At 62.4% G+C, this 15,072-nt stretch carries 15 protein-coding genes; 14 read left to right on the top strand and 1 reads right to left on the bottom strand.

The annotated features are described in order from the left end of the window. The first annotated feature begins 141 nt into the window (after window positions 1–141). Window positions 142–414, top strand: coding sequence for a DUF3077 domain-containing protein (locus tag RIN61_RS10735; protein WP_112249803.1), 273 nt, complete (start codon window positions 142–144; stop codon window positions 412–414). A 52-nt stretch (window positions 415–466) separates the two neighbouring features. Here RIN61_RS10735 and RIN61_RS26765 read toward each other — a convergent pair whose 3' ends face one another. Then, on the bottom strand, window positions 467–1,159 hold the full coding sequence (locus RIN61_RS26765; protein WP_112249801.1) for an RHS repeat-associated core domain-containing protein: 693 nt from the start codon (window positions 1,157–1,159) through the stop codon (window positions 467–469). Between the two features lie 241 nt (window positions 1,160–1,400). On the opposite strand from RIN61_RS26765, the gene RIN61_RS10725 reads away from it, so the two are divergent. The 13 genes from RIN61_RS10725 to RIN61_RS10665 all read left to right on the top strand — a co-directional run bounded on the left by RIN61_RS10725 (window position 1,401) and on the right by RIN61_RS10665 (window position 14,984). Further along, entirely contained in the window at window positions 1,401–2,489 is a 1,089-nt protein-coding gene (locus tag RIN61_RS10725; RefSeq protein ID WP_112249799.1) for an efflux RND transporter periplasmic adaptor subunit, read from the top strand. After that, window positions 2,486–3,553 carry an efflux RND transporter periplasmic adaptor subunit gene (locus tag RIN61_RS10720; RefSeq protein WP_112249797.1) on the top strand — a complete coding sequence of 356 codons (1,068 nt, stop codon included), beginning with the start codon at window positions 2,486–2,488 and terminating at the stop codon, window positions 3,551–3,553. Before RIN61_RS10725 ends, RIN61_RS10720 begins: the two co-directional genes overlap by 4 nt. Continuing rightward, window positions 3,550–6,603, top strand: a complete 3,054-nt coding sequence (locus RIN61_RS10715; RefSeq protein WP_112249796.1) for an efflux RND transporter permease subunit — start codon at window positions 3,550–3,552, stop codon at window positions 6,601–6,603. The genes RIN61_RS10720 and RIN61_RS10715 overlap by 4 nt, the downstream gene beginning before the upstream one ends. Before the next feature lie 249 nt (window positions 6,604–6,852). Continuing rightward, on the top strand, window positions 6,853–7,035 hold the full coding sequence (oscA, locus tag RIN61_RS10710; protein WP_003258557.1) for a sulfur starvation response protein OscA: 183 nt from the start codon (window positions 6,853–6,855) through the stop codon (window positions 7,033–7,035). 48 nt (window positions 7,036–7,083) lie between these two features. Further along, window positions 7,084–8,091: a sulfate ABC transporter substrate-binding protein gene (locus RIN61_RS10705; protein WP_112249794.1), complete on the top strand. Its 1,008-nt coding sequence runs from the start codon at window positions 7,084–7,086 to the stop codon at window positions 8,089–8,091. 100 nt (window positions 8,092–8,191) lie between these two features. After that, on the top strand, window positions 8,192–9,010 hold the full coding sequence (gene cysT, locus RIN61_RS10700; protein WP_046613605.1) for a sulfate ABC transporter permease subunit CysT: 819 nt from the start codon (window positions 8,192–8,194) through the stop codon (window positions 9,008–9,010). Window positions 9,011–9,021: 11 nt separating this feature from the next. After that, window positions 9,022–9,894, top strand: coding sequence for a sulfate ABC transporter permease subunit CysW (gene cysW / locus RIN61_RS10695; RefSeq protein ID WP_025341027.1), 873 nt, complete (start codon window positions 9,022–9,024; stop codon window positions 9,892–9,894). Between the two features lie 3 nt (window positions 9,895–9,897). After that, window positions 9,898–10,887, top strand: coding sequence for a sulfate/molybdate ABC transporter ATP-binding protein (locus RIN61_RS10690; RefSeq protein WP_013974693.1), 990 nt, complete (start codon window positions 9,898–9,900; stop codon window positions 10,885–10,887). A 402-nt stretch (window positions 10,888–11,289) separates the two neighbouring features. Next, window positions 11,290–12,081: an energy transducer TonB gene (locus RIN61_RS10685; protein WP_025341026.1), complete on the top strand. Its 792-nt coding sequence runs from the start codon at window positions 11,290–11,292 to the stop codon at window positions 12,079–12,081. Between the two features lie 30 nt (window positions 12,082–12,111). Continuing rightward, window positions 12,112–12,831: a MotA/TolQ/ExbB proton channel family protein gene (locus tag RIN61_RS10680; RefSeq protein ID WP_046613603.1), complete on the top strand. Its 720-nt coding sequence runs from the start codon at window positions 12,112–12,114 to the stop codon at window positions 12,829–12,831. A gap of 1 nt (window position 12,832) precedes the next feature. After that, window positions 12,833–13,234, top strand: coding sequence for an ExbD/TolR family protein (locus RIN61_RS10675; RefSeq protein WP_112249792.1), 402 nt, complete (start codon window positions 12,833–12,835; stop codon window positions 13,232–13,234). A gap of 273 nt (window positions 13,235–13,507) precedes the next feature. Then, entirely contained in the window at window positions 13,508–14,089 is a 582-nt protein-coding gene (locus RIN61_RS10670; protein WP_112249790.1) for an alpha/beta hydrolase, read from the top strand. A 64-nt stretch (window positions 14,090–14,153) separates the two neighbouring features. Beyond that, window positions 14,154–14,984, top strand: coding sequence for a sigma 54-interacting transcriptional regulator (locus RIN61_RS10665; RefSeq protein WP_112249788.1), 831 nt, complete (start codon window positions 14,154–14,156; stop codon window positions 14,982–14,984). Window positions 14,985–15,072: the final 88 nt, after the last annotated feature.

Raw genomic sequence — 15,072 nt, 5'->3', positions numbered from 1 at the left:
CTGTCATGGCGGCCTTGCGTGGGCAGGCTTCGGTCTGGCCGGGTTCAATGTCCTCGGTTTTCTCACCCCACGTACGGCTGCCACCCCTTATCCGTGAGAAAGATGAGCTGGCGGTTCCATAAACGACATTGGATTCCAACCATGACGACGCACGTCCCGAATCACCCAACAAACAGCAGCACCGTCGGTAAAGAAACCTGCATGGACCTCTTCCGCGTCCAGGCCAATATCCCCTTCAACTACGCCTTTTCCGAACTCTCCGTAATGCTCGGCTGCATCAATCACCTGACGACGGAAGCCGAAATGGAAAATGACCGGCTGGCCGGCAGTGCCGCGAGAATTCTCAGTGGCTTTGCCAAAGCTTTGATCGACGACATTGAGTTAGGGCTGAATCGGGCTTCTATTCAGCTCTGACTTGTACAGGCCTCTTCGCAGATATGACTTCGAAGAGGCTTTTGAGCTCAAACTAGCCGGTATTGTCTTGTTCTTCATTTCTTATAGCTTTCGCCTCTGCGTTAAGCATTGTCTTGACTCGTCGGCCAGAATTCCTGAGGGCTATGAATTCTTGTATCTGTGGGTCATCGGCACGCAGAGCCTTTATCTTTGATTTGTTTTCTCTTAACTCGTTTGAAATCATCTTGCTCACAGTTTCCAGCTTGTCCTTGTCGAGGCCTGAAAGATCAAATTCAAACTCCTTTCGCAGAGGTTCAGGTGGCATCTCGATCGGCAGGGTACTGGTTTTTTTCAAGATACTTCGAGGCTGCTGCACGAAATGGGGATCGGGCTTTTTTCGTGGGTACAGAAACGAGTAATTTTCGGAAAGGCTCGCAACAGGCCAGGTTACCCTACGATGGGTGGCAACAGGTCTCTGGGGCATCTCTCCGGTTGGATCAATAAAGTTGATCGGATCTGCCTTGCAATAGGCATAGGCATTGATGCCTCCAGCATTGAATGGGCTTAACGTATCTGGTGATAGGAACCGCATGAGTAAAGTGCTGTAGGCTCTGTAACCTTGGCCCAGGAGGTAGAACCCAGACCAGTCATTTGGCTCGCCGTTGAAGCCGATCAGCGAAATGTCTTGCATCGTCCGCGCAGAATAGCCATAGGGTGAATAGCCAAAATGGCGCTGATGCGCCGAGCAGGATTGCTCCCTAGCCATGTATGCCACCTCTCTGTGAACATCGCCAAGAATGCCGTCTGGAGAGGTTTCTGGTAACTGGCAAATCTGTCAGGCAGCCCTGGCTTGCCCAAACCTCAACTGCACCTTCTGCGCACGTGCTCGGCATCGAAGAGGTCATCACCTCAATGCTCACTGACTCTTGTCAGTGATGTTTATCGAACCCTGAACTACGCTGACAGTCGCATCCCACGAATCATTTGCGCGCAAGCAAGGAGCCTGCATGACGTTGATGCGTCCGCTGTTGGTCGTTTGCCTGGGGCTGGGTACCCTGCTGTCAGGCTGTAGCAAGGAAGAAACCACCGAAACACTGCCACGCGTAGGCGTGCAACAGGTACAGCCGACCGACTTCGCCGCCAGGGTCACCCTGACCGGTGATGTGCAGGCGCGGGTGCAGACCGACCTGTCGTTCCGTGTGGGCGGCAAGATCATTTCGCGCAGCGTCGATGTCGGCGATCACGTCAAGGCCAACCAGGTGCTGGCACGCCTGGACCCGAAAGACTTGCAGAACAACGTCGACTCGGCCAAGGCCGAGGTGTTCGCAGCGCAAGCGCGGGTTACCCAGACCAGCGCGGCCTTCGTCCGCCAGCAGAAACTGCTGCCCAAGGGCTACACCAGCCAGAGCGAATACGACGCCGCCGAAGCCGCCCTGCGCAGCAACCAGAGCGCCCTCAAGGCGGCCCAGGCGCAACTGGCCAACGCCAACGAGCAGTTGAGCTACACCGCACTGGTATCCGAAGCCGATGGTGTGATCACCGAGCGCCAGGCCGAGGTCGGCCAAGTGGTGCAGGCGACCATGCCGATCTTCAGCCTGGCCACCGATGGCGACCGTGACGCGGTATTCAACGTCTACGAATCGCTGCTGGTGGCACCGCCCAGTGATGCCGGGGTGATCGTCAGCCTGCTCGACGACCCCAAGGTTCAGGCCCATGGCTTCGTACGCGAAATCACCCCGACCGTGTCGGAGCAAAGCGGCACAGTGCAGGTCAAGGTAGGGCTCAAGAATGTGCCGCCCGGGATGCAACTGGGCGCGCCGGTCACCGCCACCACCAACGCCCAGGGCCGGCCTAGCGTCGAGCTGCCATGGTCGGCGCTGACCAAGGCTCTGCACGAACCTGCCGTCTGGGTAGTGGGCGAGGGCGACAAGGTAGAACTGCGCAAGGTCGAAGTCAGCCGCTATCTCACCGGCAGGATCGTGGTCGCCAGTGGCCTGAAGGGTGGCGAGACCGTGGTGGTCAATGGCGGGCAGTTGCTGCACCCCGGCATGCAGGTGCAGAAAGTCGACGCCAGGGCCCAAGGGGGTGAGCTATGAAGCGCCTGCTGCTGATGCTGTCGGCCGGTGTGCTGCTGGCCGGTTGCAATAGCGAGGACGAGGCACCAGAGCCGATCCGGCCGGTATTGTCAGTCAAGGTCGAACCCCAGGTGCAGTCGCAGCTGGGCCGCTTTGCCGGCAGTATCCAGGCACGCTTCGAAAGCACACTGGGCTTCCGGGTTTCCGGGCGTATTGCCCGACGCTGGCTGGATGTGGGCGCTCAGGTGAAGCCGGGTGACACCCTGGCCACCCTCGACCCGACCGACCAGCAGAACCAGCTGCGTGCCGCCGAAGGCGACCTGGCCAAGGTGCAGGCGCAGTGGATCAACGCCCAGGCCGATGCCCGCCGCCAGCAACAGCTGTACGACCGTGGCGTAGGCGCCCAGGCCCAGCTGGATATCGCCCAGACCAACCTGAAAACCACCAGCGCGGCACTGGAGCAGGCGCGCTCGGCCGTCAGCCAGGCCCGTGATCAGCTCGACTACAGCACCCTGCGCACCGACCACGCGGCGGTAATCACTGCCTGGCAGGCCGAAGCCGGGCAAACCGTCACCGCCGGCCAGGCCGTGGTAACCCTGGCCAGGCCGGATGTGAAAGAAGCGGTAATCGACCTGCCGATAGGCCTGGCCGAGCAGTTGAGCAAAGGCCTGACCTTCACCGTTGCTTCGCAGTTGGACCCGACCATCAACACCACCGCCAGCCTGCGGGAACTGGAACCCCAGGCGGACGCCACCACTCGTACCCGCCGCGCGCGCCTGACCCTGGCCAGCACCCCGGCGGCCTTCCACCTGGGCACCGCCATCAGCGTGACCCTGAGTTCGGAGGTATCGCCGCGCAGCGAACTGCCCTTGAGTGCTTTGCTCGAGCGCGACGGCAAGACCCAGGTATGGGTGATCGATACGCAGCAGAAGACCGTGGCTACTCGTGACGTGGCCCTGATCGGTCGCACCGCCGACAGCATTGTCCTGACCTCGGGCGTGCAGCCTGGCGAGCGGGTGGTGACTGCAGGCGTGAACAGCCTCAAGCCTGGCCAGAAGGTCACCTTCGACGAGGATGCGCAATGAAAGGAAGCTTCAACCTGTCCGACTGGGCACTCAAGCATCAATCGTTCGTCTGGTACCTGATGTTCGTTGGCCTGCTGATGGGGATCTTCTCCTACTTCAACCTGGGCCGCGAGGAAGACCCGTCGTTCACCATCAAGACGATGGTCATCCAGACCCGCTGGCCCGGCGCGACCCAGGACGAAACCCTGTACCAGGTCACCGACCGCATCGAGAAGAAGCTCGAGGAACTCGATTCCCTCGACTACACCAAAAGCTACACCCGCCCCGGCGAATCCACGGTCTACGTGTACCTGCGCGACACCACCAAGGCCAAGGACATCCCGGACATCTGGTACCAGGTGCGCAAGAAGATCCAGGACATTCGCGGTGAATTCCCTGCGGGTATCCAGGGGCCCGGGTTCAATGATGAGTTCGGCGATGTGTTCGGTTCCATCTATGCCTTCACCGCCGACGGCCTGACCCTGCGCCAGCTGCGCGACTATGTGGAGCAGGCGCGGGCCGAGGTGCGTGATGTGCCCAACATCGGCAAGATCGAGCTGATCGGTACCCAGGACGAAGTGCTGTACCTGAACTTCTCCACCCGCAAGCTGGCAGCCCTGGGCATCGACCAGCGCCAGGTCATGCAGGCCCTGCAATCGCAAAACGCCGTGACCCCTGCCGGCGTGATCGAGGCAGGGCCGGAACGTATCTCGGTGCGTACCTCCGGGCAGTTCACCTCGGAAAAGGACCTGCAAACCGTCAACCTGAAGATCAACGACCGCTTCTTCCGCCTGGCCGACATCGCCGATATCGAGCGCGGCTACGTCGATCCCCCTTCACCGATGTTCCGCTACAACGGCCAGACGGCGTTGGGCCTGGCCATCGGCATGAAGGCTGGCGGCAATATCCAGGTGTTCGGTGCAGCGCTGAAAAAGCGCATGGATCAGGTGGTCGAAGACCTGCCCGTGGGCGTCGGGGTGCATACCGTTTCCGACCAGGCCGTGGTGGTCAAGCAAGCTGTCGGCGGCTTCACCAGTGCGCTGTTCGAGGCGGTGGTGATCGTGCTGGCGGTGAGCTTCGTCAGCCTCGGCGTACGTGCCGGGCTGGTGGTGGCCTGCTCGATCCCGCTGGTGCTGGCCATGGTGTTCGTGTTCATGGAATACAGCGGTATCACCATGCAGCGGATTTCGCTGGGGGCGCTGATCATCGCCCTGGGCCTGTTGGTGGACGATGCGATGATCACCGTGGAGGTAATGGTCACCCGGCTGGAAATGGGCGAAAGCAAGGAACAGGCGGCGACTTTTGCCTATACCTCCACAGCCTTCCCCATGCTCACCGGCACCCTGGTGACGGTGGCCGGCTTCGTGCCGATCGGCCTCAACGCCAGTTCTGCGGGTGAGTACACCTACACCCTGTTTGCGGTAATTGCCGTGGCGCTGATGGTGTCGTGGGTGGTGGCGGTGTTCTTCGCCCCGGTGCTTGGTGTGCACATTCTCAGCAGCGCCAAGCTCAAGGCCCATGAAGCCGAGCCGGGCCGTGTCGGCCGGGCCTTCGAGCATGGTTTGCTGTGGTGCATGCGCAACCGCTGGCTGACCATCATCGGCACCGTGGTGCTGTTCGCCCTGGCGATCTTCTGCGAGCGCTTCGTGCAGAACCAGTTCTTCCCGTCCTCGGACCGGCCGGAAATCCTCGTTGACCTCAACTTGCCGCAGAACGCCTCGATCGAGGAAACGCGCAAGGTGGTCGACCGCTTCGAGGCGCGGATCAAGGACGACCCGGACCTGGTGCACTGGAGCACCTATATCGGCCAGGGCGCGATCCGCTTCTACCTGCCCCTCGACCAGCAGTTGCAGAACCCGTACTACGCGCAGCTGGTGATTGTCAGCAAGGGCTTCGAGGAACGCCAGGCCATGATGGACCGCCTGCAGAAGATCCTGCATGAAGAGTTCGTTGGCGTCGGCACCAACGTGCAATCGCTGGAAATGGGCCCGCCAGTGGGCCGACCCATCCAGTATCGGGTCAGCGGTGCCAATATCGACGAGGTACGCAAGCACGCCATCGAACTGGCCACCTTGCTCGATCAGAACGAGCACATCGGCGAGATGATCTACGACTGGAACGAGCCGGGTAAGGTGCTGCGCGTGGAAATCGCCCAGGACAAGGCGCGCCAGCTGGGCCTGTCGTCGGAGGATGTGGCCAATGTGATGAACAGCATCGTCAGCGGTGTGCAGATCACCCAGGTCAACGACAACATCTATCTGGTCGACGTGGTCGCCCGTGCCGAGGACAGCGAGCGTGGTTCGCCCGACACTCTGCAGAACCTGCAGATCCTGACGCCCAACGGCACCTCGATCCCGCTGCTGGCTTTCGCCACCGTGCGCTACGAGCTGGAGCAGCCGCTGGTGTGGCGGCGTGACCGCAAGCCGACCATCACCATCAAGGCCTCGGTCAACGGCGACATCCAGCCCACCGACCTGGTGGCCCAGCTGAAGCCGAAGATCGACGAGTTCGCCAGCAAGTTGCCGGTGGGCTTCGAAGTGGCCACCGGTGGTACGGTGGAGGAGAGCGCCAAGGCGCAGGGACCGATCCGCAAGGTCATCCCGCTGATGCTGTTCCTGATGGCGACGTTCCTGATGATCCAGCTGCACAGCGTGCAGAAGCTGTTCCTGGTGGTCAGCGTGGCGCCGCTGGGGTTGATTGGCGTGATCATTGCGCTGGTGCCCACAGGTACGCCCATGGGCTTCGTGGCGATTCTCGGCATTCTCGCGCTGGCGGGCATCATCATTCGTAACTCGGTGATCCTGGTGACCCAGATCGACGAGTTCGAAGCCCAGGGCTACTCGCCGTGGGATGCGGTGGTGGAGGCCACCAACCACCGGCGCCGGCCGATTCTGCTGACCGCGGCTGCGGCGAGTCTGGGCATGATCCCGATTGCCCGCGAGGTGTTCTGGGGGCCGATGGCATACGCCATGATTGGCGGGATCATCGTGGCGACCCTGCTGACGCTGCTGTTCCTGCCGGCGTTGTATGTGGCCTGGTACAAGATCCGCGAGCCGCAGAAACACAACTGAAGCCCTGGTACGGACCCTGTGGGAGCGGGTTTACCCGCGAATGCGATGGTGGAGCCACCGCCGCATTCGCGGGTGAACCCGCTCCCACAGGGCCTTCTGTCGCCTTCAAATTGGTCTTTTTATTTGGTTATATAAACATTCTTAAACAGTATTTTTAAGAATAACCCCGCCTCACTACTATTGCCCTCAAGCCAGGCGCAAATCCCCTTCAAACCTCAGCCCGGCACCCTCACACCAAGGAGAACGAGCATGAGTGCATCTCTGCGTAGCATCGACGGTCAGGACGAAGCCACCATTCTGCGTGAAATCCAGAGCGCCCTGCGCGACCTGCGATTCGGTGCGGTGGAGATCACCGTGCACAACGCTCAGGTCGTGCAGATCGAGCGCAAGGAGAAGTTCCGCCTGCAGCAGCCCGGCAACAAGACCGGCTGATCGCACCACCCATCCAAAACTAGAAAAATGCCAATCGGGAGCTTCACCATGTCCATCCGCCGTTATGCGCTCGCCGCCCTGGCCAGTGCTGTTTTTGCCGGTTCCGCCATCGCCAAGGACTACGAACTGCTGAACGTGTCCTACGACCCGACCCGCGAGCTGTACCAGCAGTACAACGCCGAGTTCATCAAGCACTGGCAGCAGGCCCACCCGGGCGACAAGGTGAAGATCCAGCAATCCCACGGTGGTTCGGGCAAGCAGGCTCGTGCGGTGATCGACGGCCTGCGTGCCGATGTGGTGACCCTGGCCCTGGCCGGCGACATCGATGAAGTCGCCAAGCTCGGCAAGACCCTGCCGGACAACTGGCAGACCCGCCTGCCGGATGCCAGCACCCCGTACACCTCGACCATCGTGTTCCTGGTACGCAAGGGCAACCCGAAAGGCATCAAGGACTGGGGCGACCTGATCAAGAAGGACGTATCGGTCATCACCCCCAACCCGAAAACCTCCGGTGGCGCCCGTTGGAACTTCCTGGCTGCCTGGGCCTACGGCCTGAAAACCGGGGGTAGCGAAGACAAGGCCAAAGCATACGTGCAGGAGCTGTTCAAGCACGTACCAGTGCTGGATACCGGCGCCCGTGGCTCGACCATCACCTTCGTCAACAACGGCCAGGGCGATGTGCTGCTGGCCTGGGAAAACGAAGCCTTCCTGGCGCTGAAGGAAGACGGTGGTGCCGACAAGTTCGAAATCGTCGTGCCGTCGCTGTCGATCCTCGCCGAGCCGCCGGTGGCCGTTGTGGACAAGAACGCCGAGAAGAAGGGCAATACCGAGATTGCCGGCGAATACCTCAAGCACCTGTACAGCCCGGCCGGGCAGAAGATTGCCGCCGAGAATTTCTACCGCCCTCGTGACGCGAAGGTCGCTGCCGAGTTTGGCAAGCAGTTCCCGAAACTGGAACTGGTAACCATCGACAAGGACTTCGGTGGCTGGAAAACTGCACAACCTAAATTCTTCAACGATGGCGGTGTGTTCGACCAGATCTATCAGGCACAGTAAACGCCAAGGAAAAGCGGGGCTGCGCAGCAGCCCCAGGATTCAGAAGCTAGCACCGGCCCGGGATATGTCCCGGGTTTCGTGCGTTCAACCAGGGATATTTATGTCACGCCGCATTTCCCCCGTCATACCCGGCTTCGGGCTGACGCTGGGCTACACCTTGGTGTACCTCAGCCTGATCGTGCTGATACCGCTGGCCGCCATGTTCGTGCATGCCGCGCAGCTGACCTGGGAGCAGTTCTGGAACGTCATCAGTGCGCCGCGGGTGATCGCCGCGCTCAAGCTGAGTTTCGGCACCGCTCTGTTCGCCGCCATCATCAACGGTGTGATCGGCACCCTGCTGGCCTGGGTGCTGGTGCGCTACACCTTCCCCGGGCGCAAGATCATCGATGCGATGATCGACCTGCCGTTCGCCCTGCCCACGGCCGTAGCCGGTATCGCCTTGACCGCCCTGTACGCGCCCTCGGGCTGGGTCGGCCAGTTCGCCACCGACCTGGGCTTCAAGATCGCCTACACCCCGCTGGGCATTACCCTGGCGCTGACCTTCGTCACCCTGCCCTTCGTGGTGCGCACGGTGCAGCCGGTACTGGCCGATATCCCGCGTGAAGTGGAAGAGGCCGCCGCCTGCCTGGGGGCCAAGCCGCTGCAGGTGTTCCGCCACGTGCTGGCGCCAGCGCTGCTGCCTGCCTGGCTGACAGGCTTTGCCCTGGCCTTCGCCCGTGGCGTGGGCGAGTATGGTTCGGTGATCTTCATTGCCGGCAACATGCCGATGAAGACCGAGATCCTGCCACTGTTGATCATGGTCAAGCTCGACCAGTACGACTACACCGGCGCGACCGCCATCGGCGTGCTGATGCTGGTGGTTTCCTTCATCCTGCTGCTGCTGATCAACCTGCTGCAGCGCCGCATCGAAACCCCTTGAAGGAGGCCGGCATGTCCAGTTCATCCCTGAATGCAACCGCCGCCGCCAACGCCGCCCGCCGGGGCAGTGCCACTTCGCGGCGTATCCTGATCGGCCTTGGCTGGCTGGTGTTCGCGCTGTTCCTGCTGCTGCCACTGGTGATCGTGGTATCGCAGGCGCTGAAGAATGGCTTTGGCACCTTCTTCGAGGCGATCTTCGAGCCTGACGCGTTGTCGGCGCTGAAGCTGACCCTGCTCGCCGTGGTCATTTCGGTGCCGCTGAACTTGGTGTTCGGCGTCAGCGCCGCCTGGTGCGTGAGCAAGTACACCTTCCGTGGCAAGAGTATCCTGGTCACCCTGATCGACCTGCCGTTCTCGGTGTCGCCGGTGATCGCCGGCCTGGTCTACGTGCTGATGTTCGGCGCGCAAGGCCTGTTCGGGCCGTGGCTGCAGGACCACGATATCCAGATCGTGTTCGCCCTGCCGGGCATCGTCCTGGCCACCATATTCGTCACCGTACCGTTCGTGGCCCGTGAGCTGATCCCGCTGATGCAGGAGCAGGGCACGCAGGAAGAGGAGGCCGCGCGCCTGCTCGGCGCCAATGGCTGGCAGATGTTCTGGCACGTGACCCTGCCGAACATCAAATGGGGCCTGATCTACGGCGTGGTGCTGTGCACCGCGCGGGCCATGGGCGAGTTTGGCGCGGTGTCGGTGGTGTCTGGCCACATTCGCGGCGTGACCAACACCTTGCCGCTGCACGTGGAGATCCTCTACAACGAGTACAACCACGTGGCGGCCTTCAGCGTGGCCAGCCTGCTGCTGATCCTGGCGCTCTTCATCCTGCTGCTCAAGCAGTGGAGCGAGAACCGTATTAACCGCCTGCGCCACAGCGCCGCGGAGGAATGATTCATGTCGATCGAAGTTCGTAACGTCAGCAAGCGCTTCAACAGCTTCCAGGCCCTGGACAACATCAACCTGGACATCAACAGCGGCGAGCTGGTGGCCCTGCTTGGCCCGTCCGGCTGCGGCAAGACCACGTTGCTGCGCATCATTGCCGGCCTGGAAACCCCGGACCAAGGCAATATCGTGTTCCATGGCGAAGACGTTTCCGGCCATGACGTGCGCGACCGCAACGTCGGTTTCGTGTTCCAGCACTACGCGTTGTTCCGCCACATGAGCGTGTTCGACAACGTCGCTTTCGGCCTGCGCATGAAGCCCAAGGGCGAGCGCCCGAGCGAGAGCAAGATTGCCGAGAAGGTGCATGAGCTGCTGAACATGGTGCAGCTGGACTGGTTGTCCGACCGCTACCCCGAGCAGTTGTCCGGCGGCCAGCGCCAGCGTATCGCCCTGGCCCGTGCGCTTGCGGTGGAGCCCAAGGTGCTGCTGCTGGACGAGCCTTTCGGTGCACTGGATGCCAAAGTGCGCAAGGAACTGCGCCGCTGGCTGGCGCGCTTGCACGAGGACATCAACCTGACATCGGTGTTCGTTACCCACGACCAGGAAGAGGCCATGGAGGTGGCTGACCGCATCGTGGTGATGAACAAGGGCGTGATCGAGCAGATCGGCTCGCCGGGCGAGGTGTACGAGCACCCGGCCAACGATTTCGTCTATCACTTCCTAGGTGATTCCAACCGTCTTGCCCTGAGCGAAGGGCATCATGTGCTGTTCCGCCCGCACGAAGTGTCGCTGTCGCGGCATGAGACCGAAGGGCACCATGCGGCCGAGGTGCGGGACATCCGGCCGTTGGGCGCGACCACGCGGGTGACCTTGAAGGTGGAAGGGCAGAGCGAGCTGATCGAGGCCGAGGTGGTCAAGGACCATGACAGCCTGACCGGGTTGGCGCGGGGAGAGACATTGTTCTTCCGGCCGAAGGTTTGGCAGAAGGTGGCGGATATCTGAGTCGCCTTTGATGATGAAAAAGCCCGGGGTTGGTCCCGGGCTTTTTTATGCCTGATGGATTGCCGGGGCTGCTTTGCAGCCCATCGCGACACAAGGCCGCTCCTACAGGGGATCGCGTAATGCCTGGGCTTGCGCGGTCCATGTGGGAGCGGCCTTGCGTCGCGATCGAGGGCGCAGCCCTCGCGGCAATCTCATGCCGTGCACGAATATTTTGCATGCCCGCAATGCATCGTCTTAAGGCCCTAAAGCCACAGGCCGCGAATTCCGCGGCTTCGCCACAATCCCTCAAAAAACATATTCATTAAAGTTATAACGATAATTTTAAACATTACTTTAAGAGATAAGCCCCTGCCCCCGATGATTCAGCCACACACCTGAATCGAGACCCCAGGAGTTTGATCAATGGGTAATGTCCAGTCGGCCGTCAGGGCCTACGACCAGCCATGGCGCCCAGCCCCGGGCGACCTGGTCGACCTTGGACGCACGCTTCGCCTCCCGCTTGGCCAGCTGCGCCTGCAACGCACGCCCGTCAGCGGGCTCAAGCGCCGCGACAAGCTGGTGTTGGGCCTGCTAGTGCTGGCCCTGCATGGCGCTGCAGCGTACTGGGTCAGCCAGGCACCAACACCCGAGCTGCCGGTGGTGCCACCGCAGGTACCGCCGATGACCATCGAGTTCGCTGCGCCGGCACCGCCTGTGGTCGAACCACCGCCCCCAGCCCCGGCACCGCCGGTGGTCCAGCCGCCACCACCGCCGGTGGTCGACGAACTGGCGGCCAAGCCCAAACCCAAGCCAAAGCCCGTGCCCAAGCCGGTGGTCAAGCAACAGCCCAAACCCCAGCCCAAGCCGGTCGAAGCCCCGCCGCCAGCCCCTGTGGCCGCCCCAGCCCCGCCTGCGCCACCCGCGCCGGCCCCAGTCACCCCGGCGTCGGCCAACGCGGCGTACCTGAAGAACCCGGCGCCGGAGTACCCGCAGATGGCCCAGCGCCGCGGTTGGGAAGGCACCGTGCTGCTGCGCGTCGAGGTGCTGCCCAGCGGCAAGCCCGGGCAGATCCAGATCCAGAAGAGCAGCGGCCGCGATGCCCTCGACGCCGCCGCACTGGCTGCGGTCAAGCGCTGGAGCTTCGTGCCTGCCAAGCAGGGCGATGTGGCCCAGACCGGCTGGGTCAGCGTGCCGATCGATTTCAAGCTTCGCTAACTTTTTCGCAGAACACAGGAAGACATCATCATGAGCCTGCTGGCATCCCCTCTCGAATCCGTTGAAAGCGCAGTCATCTGGCTGCTGGTCGGTTTTTCTGTCGTCACCTGGGGCCTGGCCCTGGTCAAGGTCGTGCAGTTCGTGCGGCTGAAGAACCAGGACAAGCGCTTCCACCAGCAATTCTGGGCCGCCTCGAGCCTGGACTCGGCTGCCGAGCCCAGCCACGAACTGCCTGGGCCGGCCGCCCGCGTTGCCCAGGCCGGTTACGCCGCCATCGCCGTCGGTGACAGCCAGGCCAATGACCTGAGCCACGCCATCAATCACCAGGACAGGCTGGAACGTGCCCTGCGCCAGCAGATCGTGCGTGAGCGCCGCTCGCTGGAAACCGGCTTGGCAGTGGTCGCCAGTATCGGCAGCACCTCGCCCTTCATCGGCCTGTTCGGCACCGTGTGGGGCATCATGGAAGCGCTCAAGGGCATCAGCGCAGCCGGCTCCGCCAGCCTGGAAACCGTGGCCGGGCCGATTGGCGCGGCACTGGTCGCCACTGGCGTGGGTATCGCCGTCGCGGTGCCGGCAGTGCTGGTCTACAACTACTTCCTGCGCCGCCTCAAGCTCACCGCCGCCGACCTCGATGACTTCGCCCACGACTTCTACAGCCTGGCGCAGAAGAGTGCCTTCCGCGTGCTGGTGCACCCGGCCGTGCACAGGCCCCAGGCCGGTTTTACCCAGCCGGTGAAGGAGGCGTCCTGACATGGCCTTTTCGACCCAGGACAGCGACGAAGTCCTCAGTGAAATCAACGTCACGCCGTTGGTGGACGTCATGCTGGTGCTGCTGGTGGTGTTCATCGTCACCGCGCCGCTGTTGACCAACGCCATCCCCATCAACCTGCCCAAGACCGAGGCCGTGGCCCCGGTGGAGCAGAAGGACCCGCTGGTGGTCAGCATCGATGGTGACGGCAAGTTGTTCATCAACAAGGACGAGATCCAGCCCGACCTGCTGGAAACCAGCCTCAAGACTGCCAAGGACAAGGACGCGGACGTGCGCGTACAGCTGCAGGCCGATGACGGCGTGAACTACGGCGAAGTGGCGCGGGCCATGGCGGCCATCGAACGTGCGGGGATCAGCAAGCTGGCGGTGATTACCGCGCGCTGAACCCGGCAACCCTCTTCAGGCAAGTGCTTATGGGCCATATCTCTTGGCAGGGGATGGCCCTTTTTTTTGCCAGGATTTCATGGCTATCAATGCCCCCTGTGGGAGCGGGTTCACCCGCGAATGCGATGTAGGCATCACCGACGCATTCGCGGGTAAACCCGCTCCCACAGAAATCGCATTTTGGTTATTAATAAATAGCTTCTTATTCCTTTACTGATATAACTCCCTCCCTATACTTGTCTCCAAGCACGCAAACTCACTGGAGGCGTCCCCATGCGCAATGAGTCGATTCGTTACCTGATTGTGCCGGGCTGGCAAGGATCGCCAGACAACCATTGGCAAAGTCACTGGCAGCGCACCCTGCCCAACAGTGCCCGGGTCGAGCAGCACGACTGGCTGACCCCGCAACGCCAGGACTGGGTGCAGGCACTGGAGCAGGCGATTGTCGCCGAGCGCTCGCCGGTGATTCTGATTGCCCATAGCCTGGGCTGCATAACTGTCGCGCATTGGGCCGCGCAAGCCAGCCCGGCCCTGCTGCGGCGGGTACGTGGCGCGCTGCTGGTGGCACCCGCTGACGTAGAACGGCCGACCTGCGCGCCGGCGCTGCGCAACTTCGCGCCGATCCCGACCGCAGTACTGCCATTCCCCAGCCAGGTGGTCAGCTCGGACAACGACCCGGCCGTGAGCGTGCCGAGGGCACTGTACCTGGCCCAGGCCTGGGGGGCCGAAGCAGGGCTGCTGACCAACGCCGGGCACATCAACGTCAAGTCCGGCCATGAGCGCTGGGAACAAGGTTTCGCCTACCTGTATCGCTTGCAGAGCCGGGTCGAGCAGCGCGCACTGCGCCGTGCCTGATCGCCCTTACTGTTTACCGTTTGCCTGACGCCCGGCCACCGCAGGCCTGGGGCGGGAGTTCGTCATGACTTTTCAAAACCCCTTTGGCCAGCCGTTGCTGACCTTCCCCGAGCTGGACAAGAGCCCGCTGAGCATCCGCGCCAAGGCGCTGGTGTTCATCGACCCGCGTTCGCAGCAGTTGCGCGCAGAGCTGGAGCACCTGGCGCCGCAACCCGTGCCGGTGCTGATCCGTGGCGAAACCGGCACCGGCAAGGAGCTGCTGGCCCGGCAGATCCACCGCGCCAGCGACCGCAGCGGGCTGTTCGTGTCGGTCAACTGCGCGGGCATCAGCCCCACCTACGCCGATGCCGAGCTGTTCGGCTACAGCGCCGGCAGCCAGGGCGGCACAGCCAGCAGCCGCGCCGGCTGGTTCGGTTCGGCCAACGGCGGCACGTTGTACCTGGACGAGATCGCCGACTTGCCGCTGGCCATCCAGGGCAAGCTGCTGGCCGCGCTGGAAAACCGCGAGGTTACCCGGGTGGGCGCGCAGCAGCCGCAACCGGTGGACGTACGCCTGGTGGCCGCTACCAGCATCGACCTGGCGCGTGTGGTGCGTGCAGGGCGCTTCAACGAGCGCCTGTACCAGTACCTGCGCGAGGGGGCGCTGGAGCTGCCGCCGCTGCGCGAGCGGCCCGGCGATATCCTGCCGTTGGCCGAGTACTTCGTGGGCATCTACAGCGTGCGTCTGCAACGGCCTGTGCCGCTGGTGAGCGAGGCGGCGCAGCAGGTGCTGGAAGCACACCCCTGGCCCGGCAACACCCGTGAACTGGAGAACGTCATCCACTTCGCCTTGCTGGTGAATGATGGCGAAGAGATCCTGGCTGAGGACCTCGATCTGGCCAACCCCGCGCGCTAGACACCGCTCATAAGCAAAGTGGCTGATGGCAGTTTGTTTTTGGAATAAGCAGCTAAATAAAAGATATTGTTACGGAATAAAAAATCTC

It is taken from the genome of Pseudomonas inefficax, from assembly GCF_032164165.1.
Taxonomy (GTDB): domain Bacteria; phylum Pseudomonadota; class Gammaproteobacteria; order Pseudomonadales; family Pseudomonadaceae; genus Aquipseudomonas; species Aquipseudomonas inefficax.
The sequence above is the reverse complement of the archived record's forward strand: the minus strand, read 5'-3'. Positions and strand labels throughout refer to the sequence as shown.